23 protein-coding genes and 3 tRNA genes are annotated in these 20,539 nt (G+C 62.8%); 13 read left to right on the top strand and 13 right to left on the bottom strand.

Annotated features, from left to right (window positions below; translation table 11 throughout):
• Positions 1-26: 26 nt before the first annotated feature.
• Positions 27-1,202 carry an elongation factor Tu gene (gene tuf, locus WDX12_RS26290; RefSeq protein ID WP_095765516.1) on the bottom strand — a complete coding sequence of 392 codons (1,176 nt, stop codon included), beginning with the start codon at positions 1,200-1,202 and terminating at the stop codon, positions 27-29.
• Positions 1,203-1,429: 227 nt separating this feature from the next.
• Between tuf and WDX12_RS26285 the strand changes: the two genes are divergently transcribed.
• Positions 1,430-2,317: a DMT family transporter gene (locus WDX12_RS26285; protein ID WP_434722570.1), complete on the top strand. Its 888-nt coding sequence runs from the start codon at positions 1,430-1,432 to the stop codon at positions 2,315-2,317.
• A gap of 11 nt (positions 2,318-2,328) precedes the next feature.
• Here the strand turns inward: WDX12_RS26285 and WDX12_RS26280 are convergent, their stop codons facing one another.
• Both WDX12_RS26280 and WDX12_RS26275 read right to left on the bottom strand, forming a co-directional pair.
• The gene (locus WDX12_RS26280; protein ID WP_434722569.1) at positions 2,329-3,144 is read right to left on the bottom strand and encodes a sulfotransferase family 2 domain-containing protein; all 816 of its coding nucleotides are present in this window, start codon (positions 3,142-3,144) and stop codon (positions 2,329-2,331) included.
• Positions 3,145-3,261: 117 nt separating this feature from the next.
• Complete coding sequence (locus WDX12_RS26275) at positions 3,262-3,519, bottom strand: GlsB/YeaQ/YmgE family stress response membrane protein (RefSeq protein WP_434722568.1); 258 nt, start codon at positions 3,517-3,519, stop codon at positions 3,262-3,264.
• 128 nt (positions 3,520-3,647) lie between these two features.
• Between WDX12_RS26275 and WDX12_RS26270 the strand changes: the two genes are divergently transcribed.
• A complete protein-coding gene (locus WDX12_RS26270; protein WP_320297989.1) occupies positions 3,648-4,103 on the top strand; it encodes a YidB family protein in 456 nt (151 codons plus the stop codon).
• Between the two features lie 78 nt (positions 4,104-4,181).
• On the opposite strand, the gene WDX12_RS26265 is transcribed toward WDX12_RS26270, so the two are convergent.
• A tRNA-Gly gene (locus WDX12_RS26265) sits at positions 4,182-4,255 on the bottom strand.
• Between the two features lie 86 nt (positions 4,256-4,341).
• Positions 4,342-4,426 (bottom strand) — tRNA-Tyr (locus tag WDX12_RS26260).
• Between the two features lie 199 nt (positions 4,427-4,625).
• Between WDX12_RS26260 and WDX12_RS26255 the strand changes: the two genes are divergently transcribed.
• Positions 4,626-5,483 carry a TrmH family RNA methyltransferase gene (locus WDX12_RS26255; protein ID WP_434722567.1) on the top strand — a complete coding sequence of 286 codons (858 nt, stop codon included), beginning with the start codon at positions 4,626-4,628 and terminating at the stop codon, positions 5,481-5,483.
• A 117-nt stretch (positions 5,484-5,600) separates the two neighbouring features.
• Here the strand turns inward: WDX12_RS26255 and WDX12_RS26250 are convergent, their stop codons facing one another.
• The 3 genes from WDX12_RS26250 to gcl form a co-directional block, all read right to left on the bottom strand.
• Entirely contained in the window at positions 5,601-6,518 is a 918-nt protein-coding gene (locus WDX12_RS26250; protein ID WP_434722566.1) for a 2-hydroxy-3-oxopropionate reductase, read from the bottom strand.
• Between the two features lie 107 nt (positions 6,519-6,625).
• Complete coding sequence (hyi, locus tag WDX12_RS26245; protein WP_434722565.1) at positions 6,626-7,423, bottom strand: hydroxypyruvate isomerase; 798 nt, start codon at positions 7,421-7,423, stop codon at positions 6,626-6,628.
• A gap of 23 nt (positions 7,424-7,446) precedes the next feature.
• Positions 7,447-9,228 (bottom strand): glyoxylate carboligase, encoded by a 1,782-nt coding sequence (gene gcl / locus WDX12_RS26240; protein ID WP_320297993.1) that lies wholly within the window; start codon positions 9,226-9,228, stop codon positions 7,447-7,449.
• 203 nt (positions 9,229-9,431) lie between these two features.
• Here gcl and bhcR point away from each other — a divergent pair, with 203 nt between their 5' ends.
• Positions 9,432-10,253 (top strand): HTH-type transcriptional regulator BhcR, encoded by an 822-nt coding sequence (bhcR, locus tag WDX12_RS26235; RefSeq protein ID WP_434722564.1) that lies wholly within the window; start codon positions 9,432-9,434, stop codon positions 10,251-10,253.
• On the opposite strand, the gene WDX12_RS26230 is transcribed toward bhcR, so the two are convergent.
• Positions 10,250-10,609, bottom strand: coding sequence for a hypothetical protein (locus WDX12_RS26230; RefSeq protein WP_041006281.1), 360 nt, complete (start codon positions 10,607-10,609; stop codon positions 10,250-10,252). The two genes, bhcR and WDX12_RS26230, sit on opposite strands and share 4 nt — an antisense overlap.
• Before the next feature lie 283 nt (positions 10,610-10,892).
• On the opposite strand from WDX12_RS26230, the gene WDX12_RS26225 reads away from it, so the two are divergent.
• The gene (locus WDX12_RS26225; RefSeq protein ID WP_434722563.1) at positions 10,893-11,180 is read left to right on the top strand and encodes a hypothetical protein; all 288 of its coding nucleotides are present in this window, start codon (positions 10,893-10,895) and stop codon (positions 11,178-11,180) included.
• A gap of 114 nt (positions 11,181-11,294) precedes the next feature.
• Here the strand turns inward: WDX12_RS26225 and WDX12_RS26220 are convergent, their stop codons facing one another.
• The 3 genes from WDX12_RS26220 to WDX12_RS26210 all read right to left on the bottom strand — a co-directional run bounded on the left by WDX12_RS26220 (position 11,295) and on the right by WDX12_RS26210 (position 12,333).
• Positions 11,295-11,612, bottom strand: coding sequence for a BA14K family protein (locus tag WDX12_RS26220; protein WP_434722562.1), 318 nt, complete (start codon positions 11,610-11,612; stop codon positions 11,295-11,297).
• A 198-nt stretch (positions 11,613-11,810) separates the two neighbouring features.
• Entirely contained in the window at positions 11,811-11,999 is a 189-nt protein-coding gene (locus WDX12_RS26215) for a hypothetical protein (RefSeq protein WP_434722561.1), read from the bottom strand.
• 166 nt (positions 12,000-12,165) lie between these two features.
• Positions 12,166-12,333, bottom strand: coding sequence for a hypothetical protein (locus tag WDX12_RS26210; protein ID WP_434722560.1), 168 nt, complete (start codon positions 12,331-12,333; stop codon positions 12,166-12,168).
• Between the two features lie 149 nt (positions 12,334-12,482).
• Between WDX12_RS26210 and WDX12_RS26205 the strand changes: the two genes are divergently transcribed.
• Positions 12,483-12,558, top strand: a tRNA-Thr gene (locus tag WDX12_RS26205).
• A 182-nt stretch (positions 12,559-12,740) separates the two neighbouring features.
• On the top strand, positions 12,741-13,967 hold the full coding sequence (locus tag WDX12_RS26200; RefSeq protein ID WP_434722559.1) for a glycosyltransferase family 87 protein: 1,227 nt from the start codon (positions 12,741-12,743) through the stop codon (positions 13,965-13,967).
• A 69-nt stretch (positions 13,968-14,036) separates the two neighbouring features.
• Here WDX12_RS26200 and WDX12_RS26195 read toward each other — a convergent pair whose 3' ends face one another.
• Complete coding sequence (locus WDX12_RS26195) at positions 14,037-14,651, bottom strand: TetR/AcrR family transcriptional regulator (protein WP_320297999.1); 615 nt, start codon at positions 14,649-14,651, stop codon at positions 14,037-14,039.
• Positions 14,652-14,744: 93 nt separating this feature from the next.
• On the opposite strand from WDX12_RS26195, the gene WDX12_RS26190 reads away from it, so the two are divergent.
• From WDX12_RS26190 to WDX12_RS26165, 6 genes are all read left to right on the top strand, one after another.
• Positions 14,745-15,827, top strand: coding sequence for a polyamine ABC transporter substrate-binding protein (locus WDX12_RS26190; protein ID WP_434722558.1), 1,083 nt, complete (start codon positions 14,745-14,747; stop codon positions 15,825-15,827).
• Between the two features lie 8 nt (positions 15,828-15,835).
• The gene (locus WDX12_RS26185; RefSeq protein ID WP_434722557.1) at positions 15,836-16,681 is read left to right on the top strand and encodes an ABC transporter permease; all 846 of its coding nucleotides are present in this window, start codon (positions 15,836-15,838) and stop codon (positions 16,679-16,681) included.
• Between the two features lie 2 nt (positions 16,682-16,683).
• Complete coding sequence (locus WDX12_RS26180) at positions 16,684-17,466, top strand: ABC transporter permease (protein WP_434722556.1); 783 nt, start codon at positions 16,684-16,686, stop codon at positions 17,464-17,466.
• A complete protein-coding gene (locus WDX12_RS26175) occupies positions 17,463-18,527 on the top strand; it encodes an ABC transporter ATP-binding protein (RefSeq protein WP_434722555.1) in 1,065 nt (354 codons plus the stop codon). The genes WDX12_RS26180 and WDX12_RS26175 overlap by 4 nt, the downstream gene beginning before the upstream one ends.
• Positions 18,528-18,530: 3 nt before the next feature.
• The gene (locus tag WDX12_RS26170; RefSeq protein ID WP_434722554.1) at positions 18,531-19,283 is read left to right on the top strand and encodes an MBL fold metallo-hydrolase; all 753 of its coding nucleotides are present in this window, start codon (positions 18,531-18,533) and stop codon (positions 19,281-19,283) included.
• Positions 19,284-19,714: 431 nt separating this feature from the next.
• On the top strand, positions 19,715-20,488 hold the full coding sequence (locus WDX12_RS26165) for an NAD kinase (protein WP_434722553.1): 774 nt from the start codon (positions 19,715-19,717) through the stop codon (positions 20,486-20,488).
• The last annotated feature ends 51 nt before the right edge of the window (positions 20,489-20,539 follow it).

Below are 20,539 nucleotides of genomic sequence, written 5' to 3'. Positions count from 1 at the left end.
TGTCGAACTGGCAAGTGCCGGATCGATTACTCTTTGATGGTGACGACGATGCCGGCACCGACGGTGCGGCCGCCTTCACGGATGGCGAAGCGCAGCTTCTCTTCCATCGCGATCGGCACGATCAGCTCGACGTCGACGGTGATGTTGTCGCCAGGCATCACCATCTCGGTGCCGGCCGGCAGCGTCACGATGCCCGTCACGTCCGTCGTGCGGAAGTAGAACTGCGGACGGTAGTTGGTGAAGAACGGCGTGTGACGGCCGCCCTCGTCCTTGGTCAGGATGTAGGCTTCGGCCACGAACTTCTTGTGCGGCTTCACCGTGCCGGGCTTGGCCAGAACCTGGCCGCGCTCGACACCTTCACGGTCGACGCCGCGCAGCAGCGCGCCGATGTTGTCGCCGGCCTGGCCCTGGTCGAGCAGCTTGCGGAACATCTCGACGCCCGTGCAGGTCGTCTTGGTGGTCGGACGAATGCCGACGATCTCCAGCTCCTCGCCGACCTTGACCACGCCGCGCTCGACGCGGCCGGTCACCACCGTGCCGCGGCCCGAGATCGAGAACACGTCCTCGATCGGCATCAGGAACGGCTTGTCCAGCGGACGAACCGGGGTCGGGATGTAGGCGTCGACCTGAGCCATCAGCTCGCGGATGGCGTCCTCGCCGATGGTCTTGTTGCTGTCTTCCAACGCAGCCAGCGCCGAACCCTTGACGATCGGAATGTCGTCGCCGGGGAACTCGTTCTTCGACAGAAGCTCGCGAACCTCGAGCTCGACCAGCTCCAGAAGCTCGGCGTCGTCGACCTGGTCGACCTTGTTCAGGAACACAACGATCGAGGGAACGCCGACCTGGCGGGCAAGCAGGATGTGCTCGCGGGTCTGCGGCATCGGGCCGTCAGCGGCCGAAACAACCAGGATCGCGCCGTCCATCTGCGCGGCACCCGTGATCATGTTCTTCACATAGTCGGCGTGGCCGGGGCAGTCGACATGGGCATAGTGACGGTTGGCCGTCTCATACTCGACGTGCGCCGTCGAGATCGTGATGCCGCGCGCCTTCTCTTCCGGCGCCGCGTCGATCTGGTCATAGCGCTTGTATTCGCCAAAATACTTCGTGATCGCCGCCGTCAGCGACGTCTTGCCATGATCGACGTGACCGATCGTGCCAATGTTCACATGCGGCTTGGTGCGCTCGAATTTACCTTTTGCCATAGTCTCTTTCCTTGGACGGCCTTGACCTTCAGTTCAGTCGAATGCGGGGCGATTAGCGACAACGGCCGAAAAACACAAGTGCCTTGTGGCCGAGCGGATTCCCGCCGACCCGAACCAATGGTCGATTTCAGGGGGATATGGCGCGGATATAGGGGTGCCGTGCGTAAAATCAAAGGCTCCGGGCTGGCCCATTGCCGCCGCCGCGCCGCTCTGATCTTGTTCGCCAAATGCAGTTCATTCCATCCAATATCCGCGGTCCGCTGTTCATGATCGTCTCGACGGGGTCCTACCTCATCAACGACACGATGATGAAGCTCGCGACCGCCGGGCTGCCGCCTTATGAAGTGCTCCTGTTGCGGGGTGCTGCCGCCACGTTGTGGGGCGTACCGCTGCTTCTGATGCTGGGCTATGCGAGGCAGATCCCCCTGCTCTTCGAGCGCAAGGTGCTGTGCCGCAACCTGTTCGAGCTCCTGGCAATCCTTTGCTATGTCGTCGCCCTGGCCAACATGCAGATCGCGGATTCCACCGCGCTCGGCCAGGTCACGCCGCTCATCGTGCTGGTCGGCTCCTCAATGCTGTTCGGCGAAAGGATCGGCGCCACGCGCATGGCGCTGATCGGCCTTGGCTTTGTCGGAGCGCTGATGGTGGCGCAGCCGACCATGCAAGGTATTTCGGTCTATGCGCTGCTGGCGCTCGGCAACGCCGCCTTCGCGGCGGTGCGCGACCTTGCCGGCCGCAAGGTGGGCGCCGAGGTGCCCGGCATGATCGTCGCCATCTCGGCTGTCGTGGTGGTGCTGGTCGGCTCAGGTGCGGCGCATCTCGTGTCCGAGCAATGGGTGATGCCGGAAGGACGTCATCTGTTGCTTATCGCCGGAGCGGGCCTGTTCCTGATCTTCGGCCATTTCTTCATCTTCATGGCCTACCGGGTAGGCCCGACTAGCGCGGTCGCGCCCTTCTATTACTGCTTCACCGTCTGGGCTGTCATTTCGGGCTTGCTGGTGTTCGGGCAGTTCCCCAACGCGCTCGCCGTCTGCGGCATCCTTTTGGTCATGGCCAGCGGCCTGGCGATCGTCTCGCTCGACGAACGCAAGCGCCGGCTGGCCATGGTTGCCTAGCCGTTACCGCATCACCCAACGCGCTTTACCGTACTCTTCAGCGGGCGCTGCACCAAGAAATCAACGAAGTTGCGCAGCGTTCGCGGATAGACGAGGCGGCCGTCGCGCAGCGCCGTGGGATCGCCCTTGACATGCAGCGTGGAGGTTTCGGCGGGATCGCCATCGGGAATGCCGCCCCATCTTGCCGAATCGTAGTAATCGACCAGGAAGCCATAGTCATAGCGGCAGAAGCGCATGGCCTTCGCCAGAGCGGCCGGTGACAGATCCGACGGGCTGACCTTGTGTCTGGCCGTCTGCAATCGAGGCATGCCGACTGTTTTGCCGCTGGCGGAGGACAGGAAATCCGCAACCTTGTCCATCTCCTCGAACCTGAAGACATGCTCGAACAGAAACAGGCTGGAGCCAACAAAACAGCGGGGCGAGGCGATATGGAACTGGATCTCCCACGAGCATGCGCTGTATTTTTCGACATTCAGGACAAAAGTATCGAGATCCGGATCGGACGGTAGCCCGAAGCTCGCGAGCATTTCAGCCTTTGCCGAGGGCCCGGTCAGGACGTTGGCGTCCAGTATCCTGCTGGAGTAGGCGGATAGAAGCCGCTCAAGCGGGTCGCGGACGATGGTGAACTTGCCGCCCATCCCATCATAGACCGGCGCGAAGGGATCGACCCAATTCGTCGCCAGGTGAGTGTGGACCTCGTTGTCCGGATCCGCGGCAAGCGCGGCGTGTTTGTCGCCAAGCGCCATGAGCGCGTATTTGACGCTGCTGGTGCCGCTTTTCGGGATTGGATAGTAGGTAACGGCAAGCCCTTCGATCTGCACCGCCATTGCCGAACTGCCCCGCCTGACGATCCAAAGCAAACCAGCCGGCCCCGGCGCGCCCCGCGCGGCCGGCCCTAGACAAGTCCATCGGCAGCAGCCCTTCAGCTGCCGCGCATTGGTTCCTTACAGCGTGCGCTTGCCGGAAATCTGGTGATAGGCCCAGAGCACGACGACCGAGCCGATCACAGCCACGATAAGGCTCCAGATATTGAGGCCGGTGACACCCGCCGAGCCGAAGGCGCTGAAGATCAGTCCGCCAACGATGGCGCCGACAATGCCGAGCACGATATCCATGATCATGCCCTCGCCGGTCTTGTTGACGATCTTGCTGCCGATGAAGCCAGCGATAAGGCCCAGAATAATCCAGCTGATGATGCCCATAATTCCCTCCAGTTTCCCCGCCGCGCCATCATGGTCACATGATTGTCAAAAGCTCAAGACAGCTTGAAATTCGTTCCGTTTGCGCCATTCTGAGGCCGGGCGGACTTGGCTGGACAAGGAGATCCACGATGGGCCTTTTCGACAACGCCGTTCCGGGCGGCAATATCACCAAACCCCTGATGATCGCGCTCGGCGCGCTGCTGGTCGGCAAGATGCTGAGCGGCAGAGGCGAAGAGGCGGCCGCGCCGCAAGCGCCGGCGCCGACGCCCGCGGGAACCGACACGTCCGCCGATGGCGGCCTGCTTGGCGGTCTCGGCGGACTGCTCGACAAGCTGAAGGATGCCGGCCATGGCAACGTCGCCGACTCCTGGGTCGGCACCGGCCAGAACCAGTCAATCAACCCAGGCGATCTCGGCTCGGCGCTCGGCCCGGCGGTGATCCGCGAGATCGCGCAGCGCACCGGCATGAACGAGCAGGAATTGCTGCAGCAGCTCTCCACCGCGCTGCCCGGTATCGTCGACAAGCTGACGCCGAACGGCCAGATCCCGCAGAACCATCAGGTCGCTTCGGCCTTCAACAGCTAGGCGGCTGGAAGAAAGGCAATGCGCTGCGCGCTAAGGCGCGCGGCGCATTTTATGTGAATGGCGGCAGGGTAGGAAATCTGGAGCGGGTAGCGGGAATCGAACCCGCATATTCAGCTTGGAAGGCTGCTGCTCTACCACTGAGCTATACCCGCGCCTTACACTGAAGTACCGGATTCACCCGAAAAGCGCCATGCACTTTCGGTCCGAGACTTTTCGTTCAGGGCTTCCGGGCCGGCAGTGGTGGAGAGGGTTGGATTCGAACCAACGTAGGCTAAGCCAACGGATTTACAGTCCGTCCCCTTTAACCACTCGGGCACCTCTCCAGTCTGCCGCCGGAGCCATGCAACGAGGCATTTTCGCCAATCCGGAGCCCGAGTTAGATCTTCTCCGAAATCAGCGAAGCGCCTTATGGCGGCAAGGCCGGTGGGTGTCAACCGGCGCGGCGAGGGTTTTTCGAGGATGTCCGGCATTCATGTCTTCAGCCCATATCCTTAGCCGGACGAGACGGCTATAGAAGCCGCCATGAGCGATGATAAAAGCAACAAGCCCGGCACACGCAAGGACACCCATTACGCCAAGCTTAGGCGCGCGCATCGCGATCAGAAGGCGGGCGGCGCGCCGGTATTCCGGCCGCGCCAGCCGGTGCCGCCAGGCGAAGCGCCCACCGACGGACTGGTGCGGCTTTACGGCCTGCATACCGTGCGGGCCGCGCTCGACAATCCGCGCCGCAAGATCAGAAAGATGCTGGTGACCCGCAACGCCGCCGAGCGGCTGGCGATAACCGACCTTGCCGCCCTGCCCTTCAAGGCAGAACTGGTCGAGCCGAAGGACATCGACAGGATCACCGGATCGGACGCCGTGCATCAAGGCGTGCTGATCGAGGCCGAGCCGCTCAAGCCGAAGCGTCTCGACGCGCTCGGCGACGCCAGGTTGGTTCTGGTGCTAGACCAGGTGACGGACCCGCACAATGTCGGCGCGATCCTGCGCTCCGCGGTCGCTTTCGGCGCCGGCGCACTGATCACGACCGCCCGCCACAGTCCGCAGGAATCCGGCGTGCTGGCAAAATCCGCCTCGGGCGCGCTGGAACATATCGATCAGATCGAAGTGAAGAACCTCGCCGATGCGCTGGGGCAGTTGCACGAGGCCGGCTTCCAGACCATCGGGCTCGATTCCGAAGGGCAGGCGGAGCTCGAAAAGACCTTCGACGGCGATAAAATCGCGCTGGTGCTGGGCGCTGAAGGCAAGGGCCTGCGTCAGAAAACCCGCGAGACGGTAACCGCGCTGGCCCGCCTCGACATGCCCGGCGCGATCCACTCGCTCAACGTGTCGAATGCGGCGGCGGTGAGCCTCTACGCGGCAAACGCATTCCTGAAGCGCTGAGCCCAGATCGGTGCCTGGGCATCGAAGCGAAAACGGGTTCCAGCGATGACGCAGGAACCCGTTCTCTGACAGGAAAAGAGCAGGCGGCGTGGGAACGTTGAGCCGCCCTCTCCTGACCTAAGCTGCCTTGCCTTTGGTTTGCGCTGCCTCCCCACCTACCTCATGCGCCGCCATGCGCTCCAGCGCCCTGACCAGCGCCGAGTGGTCCTCCTTGCCGCCGCCATTGGCGGCGCAGGAATTGAACAGTTGCTGCGTGGTCGACGTGTTGGGCAGCGACACGCCAAGCGCCTTGGCGCCCTCAAGCGCCAGGTTGAGGTCCTTCTGGTGCAGTTCGATGCGGAAGCCCGGCGCGAAGGTGCGCTCGATCATGCGCTCGCCATGCACTTCGAGGATGCGCGAAGCGGCGAGCCCGCCCATCAGCGCCTGGCGGACCTTGGCGGGGTCGGCGCCGGCCTTCGAGGCGAAAACCAGCGCTTCGCCGACGGCTTCGATGGTCAGCGCCACGACGATCTGGTTGGCGACCTTGGTGGTCTGGCCGACGCCGTTCGGGCCGACCAGAGTGATGTTCTTGCCCATCTTCTCGAACACCGGCCTGGCGCGCTCGAAGGCCTTGTCCTCGCCGCCGACCATGATGGTGAGCGATGCTGCCTTGGCGCCGACCTCGCCGCCCGACACCGGCGCGTCGAGATAGTCGCAGCCGAGATCGTTGATTTTTTGGGCGAATTCCTTGGTCGCGATCGGCGAGATCGAGCTCATGTCGATGACGAGCTTGCCCTTGGACAGGCCAGCGGCGACGCCGTTGTCGCCGAACAGCACGTCGGCCACCTGCGGAGTATCCGGGACCATGGTGATGATGATGTCGGCGGCCTTGGCCACGGCGTCGTGGCCAGTGGTGGTCTTCAGGCCCTTGGCAATGAGATCGGCCGGCGGCTTCGAGCGGTGATCGCTGGCGATGACGTGATAGCCCGCGTCGAGAAGATGCCCCGCCATTGGCGCGCCCATGATGCCGAGGCCGATGAAGCCGATGGTTTCCATTGATTTGCTCCTGAAATTCCTAGCTCGAATTCGTCGAAAGATCGGCGCTGCCCCTCATCCGCCTGCCGGCACCTTCTCCCCGTATAGTGACGGGGAGAAGGAAGCCCTTAAGCAGCCGCACTCCCCTGCCCGGCGAATTCGCTGAACCATCCCAACCCTGCCTCAGTGCCGGCTTTCGGCTTGTATTCGGCGCCGATCCAACCGGAATAGCCGAGACGGTCGATGTGGTCGTAGAGGAAGGGGTAATTGATCTCGCCCGTCCCCGGCTCGTGACGGCCGGGATTGTCCGCAAGCTGGATATGCGCGATGCGGGGCAGGTTCGCCTCGATGGTCCGGGCGAGATCCCCCTCCATGATCTGCATGTGGTAGATGTCATATTGCAGGAACACGTTCTTCGAGCCGATGCGGTCGATCAGCGCCAGCGCCTGGTCGGAATAATTCAGGAAGAAGCCGGGGATGTCGCGGGTGTTGATCGGCTCGATCAGCAGCCTGATGCCGGCCTGTTCCAGCTTTTCGGCCGCGAAGGCGAGGTTTTCGGCAAAGACGTTTTCCAGCACCGCGCGGTCGGCGCCCTGCGGCGCGATGCCGGCCAGGCAGTTGATCTGCTCGCAGCCCAGCGCATGGGCATAGGTGATCGCCTTGGCGACCCCTTGGCGGAATTCCGGCACGCGGTCCGGCAGCACGGCAATGCCGCGCTCGCCCTTAGCCCAGTCGCCGGCCGGCAGGTTGAAGAGAACCTGGCCTAGGCCGTTCTTCTTCAGGCGCGTCGCGACGACGTCAGGCGCATGGTCATAGGGACCGATATATTCGACGCCCTTGAAGCCCGCGCGGGCGGCGGCATCGAAACGATCGAGGAAGTCGTGCTCGCCGAAGAGCATCGAAAGATTGGCTGAAAAACGCGGCATTTTTTTCTCCTTTTCCGCTCAGCTTAATCCAACATCACTATAGCTGTAGGAGCATCCTCATGGCTTTCGGCAAGATCTTCGAATTCCGTGATCTTGTCGATTTCCGTGCCCATGGAAATGTTGGTGACGCGCTCGAGGATGAATTCGAGGACGACCGGGACCTGGTGCTCCTTCATCAGCCGCTGCGCCTCCTTGAAGGCGCCGGCGAATTCCTCGGGCTTCCTCACGCGGACCGCCTTGCAGCCCATCGCCTCGGCGACCGCGACGTGATCGACGCCGTAGCCCGCCTCCGGATCGCCCGCGCGGTTGACGTTCTCGAAGGCAAGGCTCACCTCGTAATCCATCGAAAAACCGCGCTGCGCCTGGCGGATCAGGCCGAGATAGGCGTTGTTCACCACGACGTGGATGTAAGGCAGCTTGTGCTGCGCGCCGACGGCCAGCTCCTCGATCATGAACTGGAAGTCGTAATCGCCGGAAAGCGCGACGATGTCGCGATCCGGATCGGCGGCGCGCACGCCAAGCGCCGCCGGCAGCGTCCAGCCGAGCGGGCCGGCCTGACCGCAATTGATCCAGTTGCGCGGCTTGTAGACATGCAGGAACTGCGCGCCGGCGATCTGCGACAGGCCGATCGTGGTGACATAGGTGGTGTCGCGGGCAAACGCCTTGTTCATCTCTTCATAGACGCGCTGCGGCTTAAGCGGCACCTGCTCGAAATGCGTCTTTCGCTTCATGGTCTTCTTGCGCTGCTGGCACTCCTTGGCCCAGCCCGACCAGTCGCGCAGCTTGCCGGCCGTACGCCATTCGGTGGCGACGTCGAGCAGGATCTTCAGCGCCGCACCCGCATCCGAAACGAGGCCGAGATCCGGCGCAAAGACGCGGCCGATCTGGGTGGGCTCGATGTCGACGTGGATGAACTTCTTGCCCTTGGTGTAGACATCGACCGAGCCGGTGTGGCGGTTGGCCCAGCGGTTGCCGATGCCGAAGACGAAGTCGGCGGCAAGCATCGTCGCATTGCCGTAGCGGTGCGAGGTCTGCAGGCCGCACATGCCGGCCATCAACCGGTGGTCGTCGGGGATCGAGCCCCAGCCCATCAGCGTCGGGATGACCGGCACGCCGGTGACTTCGGCGAACTCGATCAAAAGGTCGGAAGCATCGGCGTTGATGATGCCGCCGCCGGCGACGATCAGCGGCTTTTCCGCTTCGTTGAGCATCGCAAGGGCCTTCTCGGCCTGGGCGCGCGTGATTGCCGGCTTGAAGGGCGCGAGCGGCTCGTAGGCGTCGATGTCGAATTCGATCTCGGCGAGCTGCACGTCGAGCGGCAGGTCGACCAGCACCGGGCCCGGCCGCGAGGAGCGCATCAGATGGAACGCCTTCTGCAGCGTCATCGGCACCAGGTAGGGCTCCATGACGGTGACGGCCCATTTGGCGACGGGTGCAGCGATCGAAGCGATGTCGACGGCCTGGAAATCTTCCTTATTGAGGCGCGCGCGCGGCGCCTGCCCGGTGATGCAGAGGATCGGGATGGAGTCCGCTGAAGCCGAGTAGAGGCCGGTGATCATGTCGGTGCCGGCCGGACCGGAAGTGCCGATGCAGAGCCCGATATTGCCGGCTTTGGCCCGCGTATAGCCTTCGGCCATGTGCGAGGCGCCCTCGACATGGCGGGCGAGCACGTGGCGGATGGTGCCGCGCGCCTTCAGCGCCGAATAGAGCGGGTTGATCGCAGCACCGGGCACGCCGAAGGCATTGGTGATGCCTTCCTTTTCGAGAACGAGAACCGCTGCGTCGACAGCGCGCATCCTGGCCATGACAAGCCTCCATTTCGTTGGTTGGCTTGATAGTGGCAGCGCGCCTTTGATTTTTCAATTTTTTCAGAATATTTTTTCATTTCTAGAAAACACCTATTACTACCTGATTTAATTTCATTTTTCGTTTTCCAGAAAACCCGCCGTGACAACCACTGAAAAACTTTTTCATTGCATCCGGCATCAAATCGGCGAGAATGCCGCCCATGGAAACGACGGAAAAACGCCAGCGCGGCCGGCCGCGCGCCTTCAACGGTCCATCCGAAGCAGCGTCGGTGCAGTCGCTCGACCGGGCGCTGCGGATCCTCGCGATTGTCGCCGAGGCCAGCGGCCTGTCGCTCAGCGAAATCGCGGCGCAAAGCGGCATTGCCGCCTCCACTGCCTATCGCATGCTGACGACGCTGGAGAACCACGGCATGGTCGAATTCGACACGACCGACCAGCTCTGGTCGGTCGGCGTCGAAACCTATCGCATGGGCGCGGCCTTCCTGCGCCGGCGCAAGCTCGTCGACCGCGCCCGCATCGTCATGCAGGAGCTGATGGAGAAGACCGGCGAAACCGCCAATCTGGGTGTCGCCGAGGACGATTGCGTCGTTTTCGTCAGCCAGGTCGAGACACATCAGGCGATCCGCGCCTTCTTCCGGCCGGGCACGCGCAGCCCCTTCCATGCTTCCGGCATAGGCAAGGCCGTGCTGGCGCATCTCGAGCCGGAACGGGTCGCGGCCATCCTGCGCAAGGCAGGCCTGCAGCGCTACACCGACAAGACGCTCTCCGACATCTCGGCGCTCGCGCACGACCTTGCGACCATAAAGCGCCGCGGCTGGTCGGTCGACGACGAGGAACGCCACCCCGGCATGCGCTGCGTTGCCGCCGCCATCTTCAACGAATATGGCGAGCCGATCGGCGGCGTTTCGGTGTCCGGCCCGACGGTGCGGGTCACGCCCGAGCGGCTGGCCGAGATCGGTCCGCTGGTACGTGAAGCGGCGGTCGAGGTGACCAAGATGATCGGGGGCGTGAAAGCGTATTAGGACGCGCCCGGCAAGGCGCTCTTAGCCGATATGTCGAAGAAATCGAGCAGGATGGCCAGCCCAACGCCGCAGGCCGCCAAGATGAGGCCGGCGATGAATATCCGACTGGCGCGATCATGAATGCTTCGCTGGAGGGATTTGATGTCGAGCAGAATGGCAAGCGCCCGGATCTGCAGCGCAATACCGACCAAGATCGGCAGGACGGCAATCAGATGGTAGGTCTGCCAGGGGATCGGGTTGGCCGCCCAATGCGTGATGAAGCCTAGCGAAAACGCAAGCAGGATGCCGACGATGGTGATGGTGCCGTTGCGGAAAACCGGTTCGACCCGTTCTTCCTTGGGATCCTGCTCGTCCATGCCACCCTCCTTGGCGCCAAAGCCAGACTAATCGTTTGCAAAATCGCTGTACATCGCTGGTTGCTTGGCAGGAGCCCCAGGCGTTAGCCAGGCCGGACCGCCGGGCTTGAACGTCTTGCCGGAGCGTCGGGATGCATGCGAAAGGGCGCGGATGCGGAAAACAGTTTACCTCCTATCCGCCGCTTCGCTTTGCGGATGCGTGGCGGCGGCACCGGCGCCGGTCGGGCCCATAGCTGGCCCCAGCGGCAGCCCGCTGGCCGACCCCGTTCCGATCTCGTTGGCAATGGAAGAGATCATCACCGCCGGCGTCCGCCAGCATTTGAAAAACCCCATCTCCGCCAAATTTGGAACGATGCTTGCCGGCGAGCGCAGTTTGAACGGCCGCCACGAAATCGTGGTGTGCGGCTATGTGGACGACAAGGGCTCTCCCGGCGGCAACGAGCCTTTCATCGGCAATATCTATCCCGATACCGGGAACAGCTTCGAACTCGTCGCGATAAACGACGTCTCGGTCAGCGGCGCCTGCAAGGCGGCGGGATTGGCGATGCCGGAGCTGAAGCCCAATTCCTAAGTCGGGGAGGCAGGAAAGTAGTCCGCTTCAAATCGACCCAATCAGGCTAGCGTCTAACGCTCAAACGCAAGAAAAGGGGCCGCGTGCAGCCCCTCTTTCCTGGCCCGCCTTCTCTTACAGATGGCAATAGTGCGGGTAGCCGTCATAGCCGATGTAGGTGTTCGAATCCGGATCGTAGCTGCCGTAGCGGGCCATGCAGCGGCGGACGTGCCAGGAACCCTCATAGCCGCCGTCTTCCTCGACATAGACCGTGCGGGGCTGCTGCTGGGCAAGCATGCTGCCGAGGACGAAGCCGCCGACGCCCGCGGCGATGCCGATGCCGAGTTCGCGGTTGTGATGGTTGTGAGCCGCCGAAGGCTGGACCGTGCCGACGAGCGAGCCGGCTGCGACGGTGGTGGCGATGAGGCCCGAAACGATGGTGCGCTTGAACATGACGATCTCCTTGATTTCATTGGAGAGGCGAACCATCCGCCTCTTGAACATGGGTCGCGTCGACGCGCAAAAAGGTTCGAAGATTTTTTGATTTTTTCTGGAGCCGCCGGCGGCTGTTGCCGGTCGGCCGTCGGCCAGGTTGCGTAATAAATGAAAAGGGCGGCCGAGGCCGCCCTTCGAAAGCAACAGGTTTAGGCGTCAAAGGATGATGACCACCCTGCCATGATGATGATGATGGTGGTGGTACCACCAATAGTCACCGTAGTCGTCGTAGTGATGGTGATGATGATGCATGCCGTGAGCCGAGGACGTCTGAACCGTAGCGGCCAGCGCGCCTGCGGCGACAAAGATGGCTGCGAGAGCGGAAGTCAGTGTGCGTTTGAACATGATGATCTCCTGGATCCTTGACCGAGGCGACCATTCGCCTCTCGGAGATCAGTGGTGGCGAAACGGCAAAAGGTTCGAGGGTTTCGAGTGAGTAGTCGGTAGTGAGTAGTGAGTAGTGAGTAGCTGGCTATCCTACTCACTACCGACTACTCCCTACTCACTCCCTTCACCCCATTCCCGTGACATGCCTCAGCCAGAAGGCCAGCACGATGAAGCCGACGAAGGTGGCGATGCCGGTCCAGTCGATATTGGCCTTCTTGAGATCGCTGACGGCCTTCACCAGCAGAAGCCAGGTTACGACGATGAGCGGCAGGATGATGACGAATCTGATCATGCGGCACCCCGTTCGATGCGATTGCACCTGTATGAGATGTAGGAAGCGGCGCACGGATTTTCAGGATGCCGGCTCGGCTGCGGTCCATTAGCAACCCAAAACGGAGTTTTGTCTTTACTGGCGCACGAAATGTGCTACCGGAGCGCCGTGCCCTTGTAGCTCAGCTGGTAGAGCAGCGGTTTTGTAAACCGAAGGTCGCGGGTTCGATCCCTGCCGGGGGCACCATCCTGCGCCCGTTCGCCCCGAAAAAACTCTTGTTCCGGCGAGCGCAAATGACCCAGTCGATGCCGCGCGCCATTTTGGCGCAGAAGCGCAGCGGGGCTTCCCGCGAGTTTGACCCGTCAACAGAATCTTAGGCAAAACGGTGCAGTCTTGGCTGTCGGCGGTGCCGACGCTGGACCCAGATCATGCTCGGACATCTGCGCACTGGCGATTGGCTGACCCGGGAACGGGTCCGTATGATCTCCGTCACTTTGCTGACCTTTTACGTCCTGTTGATGGTCTTCCTATTTGCGACTTCGAACGGGCGCGTCGATCGTTTTGATCGTCCCTTGGGTACTGACTATTCGCAAGTCTGGACGGCGGGGCGCTTCGTGCTTGAAGGCCATCCGGAAGAACCCTTCGACAACGTGGCGCACCAACGTCGGCAGCAAGACTATTTCTCGCCGACGTCGGGCTTCTTTCACTGGGGCTATCCACCTTACTTCCTGGTCGTCGCGGCGGTCTTCGCCCTGCTCCCCTATGCCTTGTCGCTGCTGTTGTGGCAGGCATCGACCTTGCTGCTCTATCTGGCGGCGGTACGTCGCATTGCGCCCATCCAGGACTGCCTGTTGGTGGCGGCGGCTTTTCCCGCGGTCTTCGTCAATATCGGTCATGGACACAACGGCTTCCTCAGTGCCGGCTTGATGGCTCTGGCATTGTTGGCGCTGGAGCGACGGCCGGTCGTGGCCGGGATCCTGTTCGGCTTGCTTGCCTACAAACCGCAGTTTGGTTTGCTCATTCCCATCGCGCTTCTGGCTGGTGGCTACTGGCGCGCGATCGTTGCCGCGGGCGCAACGATTGTCGCGATGACACTGGGAACGGCGTGGGCCTTCGGCTGGGAAACCTGGCGCGGTTTCTTCGACATGATGCATTTCTCGCGCGTCGTCATTTCCGAACAAGGCGCAACCGGCTGGTATAAGATTCAAACGGTTTTCTCAGCGGTGCGCATGTGGGGCGGCTCGATTCCGCTCGCTTATGGCGTGCAGGCTGTTTCCACCTTGGGCTGTGCCGCGATGGTCGCCTGGATGTGGTTCGCCCGCGTCGACCGGCGGCTGGCGGCGGCCGCCTTGATGACCGGCGCTCTTCTGTCGACACCCTATGCGCTGGATTACGACATGATGCTGCTCGGGCCGGCGCTGGCTTTCTTTATCGCCCATGGATTGGAAACAGGTTTTGCGCCCTGGGAGAAAACGATCCTTGCGGTGGTCTGGGCCACACCGTTGTTGGCCCGCGACCTGACCATGACGACTTTCATTCCTGTCGGACAGATCGCGATGATCGTCTTCATGGCAATGATCTTCCGCCGCACATGGCCGAACGCGAGACAGGACCTTGTCGCGACGACCGGTGTATTGCCGTCGATGCCACGCTGATCCTACTTTCGCCAAGGATTCGGCTTGTCCAGCTATACGGCCGGGCCGCTTCCGTCAGGGGCAAGGCATTTACACTCCAATCGCCGCCACCAGCACCCTGTTCTGCCTTCGGATCGCCGCGCGCAGCTCCGGTATCTTCGCCTCGTCGCGTTTCACGAACTCGATGAACATCATGTTCATGTTGTTGAAGATCAGCTCGCCTACCGCCGGGCCGTCGATGTCCGGGCGCACTAGGCCGATGTGCTGCAGGCGCGCGATCAGCGCGCTTATCTGCTCGGTCAGGTCTCGGTCGAGCGCGGTGTAGGCCTGGCCGAAGGGGCTGTCGGGCAATTGCGTCGAGATCGCCATCGCCTGGCGCCACATCTCCTTGCTGAGATAATTCAGCGAGTGCTCGATATAGATGCCGATCAGCGTGTCCAGCGCGTCGCCGACATTGGCCGGCGGGCTGGCGACCACCCCTCGCCCGGCATTCAGCACCTCGTTGACTTCCAACGAGACGATGGCGCCGAGGATGTCGCCCTTGTTCTGGTAGTAATTGTAGATGGTGCCGATCGAGACTTCCGCTTGCGCGGCGATCGCCTCGATCTTGGCGCCTTCATAGCCGGCCTCGCGGAACAGCGCCGTCGCCGCATCGATGATGCGGCGGTGCCGGTCCGCCTTCTGTCGTTCGCGCAATCCGCTCATATCGGCCTCCCTGCCACAAAATCATAATTGACTCAATTTTAGAATTGGTTCAACTTTTCTTCCAACAAGCCAGCAAGGCAGGGAGAACACTCGATGACCATCAATGCCCGGACTCCGCTTTCCACCCTGAAGTCCAACCTCGCATCCGCCTGCGCGGCGGCCGCATTGCTGCTCGCGGCGGGCGGCGCCCAGGCTGCCGATCTCAACGCGCTGATCTGGTGCGACCATGCAGATCCGGCGCTGCTCGAACCTTTCGAGAAGGCCAACGACGTCAAGGTCAACGTCAAGGAATTCGAAGGCACGGGCGCAGGCCTCGCCATCGTCGAGCAGTCGCAGCCTGGTGACTGGGACGTGATGGTGATCGACAGCATCGACGTGCCGCGCGGCGTCGAGAAAGGCCTGTTCGAGCCGTTGCCTGAGGACAGGCTGCCCTTCGCCGACCTCTTCCCGGAAGTGAAGATGGACAAGTCCACAATCGTCGACGGCAAGCGCTACGGCATCACCGAGAAGTTCGGTTACAACACGATCGGCTTCAACAAGACCAAGGTCGATCCGGCCGACATGCAGTCGCTGGCCTCGCTCACCAGCGACAAATACAAGGGCAAGGTCGCGATCTACGACTATTACCTGCCGGTGATCGGCATGGCGGCGCTCGCGATAGGCAAGAAGACGGCCGACCTCACCGAGGCCGACCTGCCCGCTCTCAAGGCCGAACTCCTCAAGATGAAGGCCAACGCCAAGCTGGTCGGCGAGGTCACGGCCAGCCAGACCGCTCTGGCCACCGGCGAGGTCGACATACTGGTCGGCGGCGGCGAATGGGTGACGGCCGGTCTTGCCAAGGAAAACCCGGCGCTCGACTTCTCGATCCCGAAGGAAGGCGCGGTGTTGTGGTCGCAGTCGCTCGCCATGTTCAAGGATTCCAAGAACAAGGACATGGCGCTGAAATTCATCCAGCACATCATGAGCCCGGAGGGCCAGGCGCGGCTTGCCACCTCGTCCTGCTACTGGGGCATGCCAGCGAACAAAAAGGCAGCGCTGAGCGATGAGCAGAAGAAGATCCTGCGCTTCGACGAGCAGCCCGGCTTCCTTGCCCGCGCCCAGGCCTATCCGGCGCCGAACGCCGATCTCGACAAGAAGATGCAGGACATGTGGACCGGGATGCTGCAGGCGCAGTAGATCGGCCGATGGCGTTCGCGGGAAACAAGTCGCGTGCCCTGCCCTGGGCGCTGGTCGCGCCGGCGCTGGCATGGACGTGTGCATTCTTCGTGCTGCCCTTCATCGCCATGGGGTTTTCCAGCCTCACGGCGCATGAAGGCGGCGGCTTCACTTTAGCCAATTACAGCCAGTTCTTCACCGACCCGTCCTATTGGCGGGCGATGGTCAACTCTCTGGAGGTCACGGCGATCGTCACCGTGGTTTCGATCCTGCTTGCCTATCCCTTTGCCTGGATCCTTGCCGAGATGGTGCCGGAACGCTGGCAGCGGCTGGCGCTGATGCTGGCCGTGCTGCCGTTCTGGACCTCCTATGTCGTGCGCTCCTATTCCTGGCTGCTGGTGCTGGCGCAGAACGGCGTCATCAACCGGGCGCTGACCGGCGTCGGCCTGATCGGCGAGCCGCTGCAGCTCGCCAACACGCGTTTCGCCACCGTCACCGGCTTCGTGCACTTCTTCGTCATGCTTTTGACGCTGACCATCTTCGCCAACCTCAAGCAGCTCAGCCCGAGCTACCGCAAGGCTGCCGCCGATCTCGGCGCCGGGCCAGTGCGCATCTTCCTGCATGTCGTGCTGCCGCTGACTTTGCCCGGCATCATGGTCGGCGCCTTCCTCACTTTCGTGCTTTGCATCGGCGACTACATCACGCCGCAGATCCTGGGCGGCAACAACGAGCTGGTCATGCCTCAGCTCGTCATGATGCAGATCGGCCGCCGCGGCGATTTTCCGCTGGCTTCAGCGCTGTCGATCGTCCTGATGGCCGTCGTCACCATCGCCTATCTCGCCTGCGCCCGCTGGCTGAAGATCGAGCGGGCCTGACCATGCGCGCCGCCGTCCGCCTCGCCGTCTGGGTCTATGCCATCGCCGTCTACGGTTTCATCTTCCTGCCGGTGGTCGTTCTGGTGCTGTTTTCGCTGCAGGCCACCTCCTTCCCGATCCCGCCCTTCACCGGTCCGTCCCTGCGCTGGTACCAGGCGGTGCTCTCCGATGCGCGGCTGACCTCGGCCTTGGTCAACTCGCTGCTGGTGGCGGTGCTCTCCTCGCTTGCTTCGGTCACGCTCGGCTTCCTCTCGGCCTGGGGCTTCGCGCGCTTCGTGCTGCCGGGCTCGGCCATCCTGCGCGGGCTGATCACGCTGCCGCTCACCGTCAGCTATCTGATCATCGGCATGGGCCTGCTGGTGCTGTTCAACTGGGCCGGCGTGCCGAAATCGCTGCTTGCGGCCGGCATCGGCCATGTCGTGATCAACCTGCCGCTCTGCTTCGCCATCATCTACAGCCAGATGGGCGATCACCAGATCAACATAGAGCGCGCCGCGCGCGACCTGGGCGCCGCCGAATGGAAGGTGCTTTTGATGATCACCGTGCCGGTGATGGCGCCGGCGATCTTCGCCGGTTTCTTCCTGTCGATGACGTTTTCCTGGGACGAGTTCGTCATCTCCTTCCTGCTCACCCGTTTCGAGACGACGCTGCCAGTGGAGATCTGGAACCTGCTGCGCTCCGGCCTCAACCCCAAGACCAATGCCGTCGGCTCGCTGGTCTTTGCCGTCTCCATCGTCCTGGTGGTGTTTTTCGAACTGACGCTGTTGCGGAGAAAGCCGGCATGAGCGCACCCTTGGTCGATATCCGCAGCGTCTCGCACCGCTTCGGCCAGCTTCCGGTGCTGAAGAACGTTTCGCTGGCGATCGAACCAGGCAGCTACACGATCCTGCTTGGCCCCTCGGGCTCCGGCAAGACGACCCTGCTTTCGATCCTCGGCGGCTTCGTCAATCCAAGCGAAGGCAAGGTCTTCATTCGTGGCCAGGATTGCACGGCCGTGCCGCCGGCCAAGCGCCCGACGACGACCGTGTTCCAGGACTATGCGCTGTTTCCGCATATGAGCGTCGGCGGCAATGTCGGCTTCGGGCTGCGCATGCAGGGCGTCGATGGCGCGACGCGGGCGGCGAAGGCGCGCGATGCGCTGGCCCTCGTCGGACTGGCCACCGCCTTCGACAAGAAGCCGCATCAGCTTTCCGGTGGCCAGCGCCAGCGCGTGGCGCTCGCCCGCGCGCTGGTCATCGAGCCGGCGGTGCTTTTGCTCGACGAGCCGCTCGGCGCGCTGGATCTCAAACTGCGGCGGCAGATGCAGGACGAGTTGAAGGCGATCCAGAAGCGCGTCGGCACCGCCTTCATCCATGTCACCCACGACCAGGAAGAAGCGATGGCGCTCGCCGACCATTGCGTGGTGATGAATGACGGCCGCATCGAGGACGAAGGCCCGCCCGAGCGGGTCTATGCGCGGCCGGCAACGCGGTTTTCCGCTACCTTCATGGGCGAGAGCACGATCCTTGCCGGCACAGTGGCCGAGGCGAGGAACGGGATCGTCACGGCCTCGACGGCGGTGGGGTCGATTTCACTGCCCGGCGCTTCGCCTGCCGGCACCGCTCTCGCGCTCGCGATCCGGCCGGAGCATCTCGTTCTCGGCGACGCGAAAGGCGATGTCGCGCTGGGCATGGCCAAGGTGGGCGATGTCGTCTTCCAGGGCAGCTTCAAGCGCGTGCTCGCCATCTCGATGCAAGACCCGGCATTGCAGTTCATTGCCAAGGCTCCCGCTTCCGCCACCGTCCAGGCAGGCGACACGGTCCCGGTTTCATGCAACGCTCAAGACATCATCCTGCTGGCGGACTGATCCATGGGCATGCTTCCGGTCATCGGCGCTGCGGACTGGTACGAAACCATCCGCATGGGCGACGCCATCACGCTCATCCACGAGCCCTGGATAAAGCCGTTCTTCCGCTGCAACATCTGGCATGTGCGCGGGCGCGACCGCGACCTGTTGTTCGACACCGGCCTCGGCCATTTCAGCCTGCGGCACCACGTGCCGCTGGTCAGCGAGCGCAGGCTCACCTGCGTCGCCAGCCACACGCATTTCGACCATATCGGCTGCCATCACGAATTCCCGGACCGCTGCGTGCATACCGCCGAAGCGCAAATCCTCGCCGATCCCCGCAACGAATGGACGGTCGCTGACCGTTACGCCAATGAGGAGATGTTCGATGGCGCGCCAGAAGGCTGGGATACGGCACGCTACCGCATCCTGCCCGCGCCGGCGGCCCGGCTGCTCGAGCACGGCGATGTCGTCGATCTCGGCGACCGCGCCTTCGAGGTCATCCACACACCGGGACATTCGCCCGGCGGCATCGCGCTTTATGAGAGGAAGACCGGCATCCTGCTGTCGGGCGACATCGTCTATGACGGGCCGCTGATCGACGACGTCTATCACTCCGATATCGAGGATTATGTCGGAACGCTGCTCGCCATGCGCGACCTCGACGTCTCGGTCGTACATGGCGGCCATTTTCCGAGCTTCGGCAAGGTGCGCTACCGGCAACTCATCGACGAGTATGTCGCGGGCAAGGCCGGCTGCCACCTGCAGGGTGGCTGAGCGATCCGGGAAGCGAAGCTTACAGCGCCCTTTGCGGACAAGGTGTTCCCGTAGCGTCGCCGCAACGGGAAGCCGTTGGCTGCGGCCGCTGGCTCATCTCTTCCGAATGGCGCACCAATTCGGCGAACATGAGCGCGAAACTTCCCATCATCAGGAAGACTATGATCAGACGCGTTACCGGCAATAGACAGGTCTCTCGACTGGCCAGCCCCCGCCAACCCATCTCCTGTCGGCTAACATGAACGATCCGGCTTTACGAGTGTTTAAGCTTCGTCTTAACCATAGCAGCCATCACATTCATGTCGCGACTGTCACGAAGCGCGATTGCCGGGGTGTAACCCACCGGCCAGCGCCGCGCCCTTCACAGATATGGGCGGCGCATGCTACGCCGTCGCCGGCGCGGCCCCGCAGACGGTCGCCCTCCGGGAGCCATGAGCAAAGCCGCCAGCCGTTTCGCCTTCGTTTCTTCCGATACCGACGACGCCCGCGCCGCGCTGGAAAGCCTGTCGGCGCGCTACGGGCAGGTGCCAGTCGCGGAGGCCGAGATCATCATTGCGCTTGGCGGCGACGGCTTTCTCCTGCAGACGCTGCGCGACACGATGAGCACGGGCAAGAAGGTCTACGGCATGAACCGTGGCACCATCGGCTTCCTGATGAACGAATATCGCGCCGGCGGCCTCGAGGAGCGCATCGCCGCCGCGGTCGCCGAGACGATCCGCCCGCTGGAAATGGTCGCTGTGACACATGACGGCGAATCCGTTTCGGCGCCGGCCATCAACGAGGTGGCGCTGTGGCGCCAGTCCTACCAGACGGCGAAGATCCGTATCACCGTCGACGGACAGGTGCGGCTGGAGGAGCTGAATTGCGATGGCGTGATGATCGCCACGCCCGCCGGCTCCACCGCCTACAATCTGTCGGCGCATGGGCCGATCCTGCCGCTTGATGCGCCGCTCTTGGCGCTGACGCCAGTGAGCCCTTTCCGGCCGCGCCGCTGGCGCGGAGCGCTGCTGTCCAACAAAGCGACCATACGCTTCGACATCCTGGAATCCGAAAAGCGCCCGGTGAATGCCGCGGCCGACCACACCGAGGTCAAGGCGGTGGCCTCCATCACCGTGCGGGAATCGCCGACGGCGACGGCAACTTTGCTGTTCGATCCGAACCATTCATGGAACGAGCGTATCCTTGCCGAGCAGTTCCGCTACTGAGCCGGCGCAGCGATACTGTTTCGATTAAGCATCGCGATTAAGGTTACGTCT

This window comes from Mesorhizobium sp. RIZ17, assembly GCF_051127865.1.
GTDB classification, from domain to species: Bacteria; Pseudomonadota; Alphaproteobacteria; order Rhizobiales; family Rhizobiaceae; genus Mesorhizobium; species Mesorhizobium humile.
This window is presented reverse-complemented; position numbering and strand designations above follow the sequence as displayed.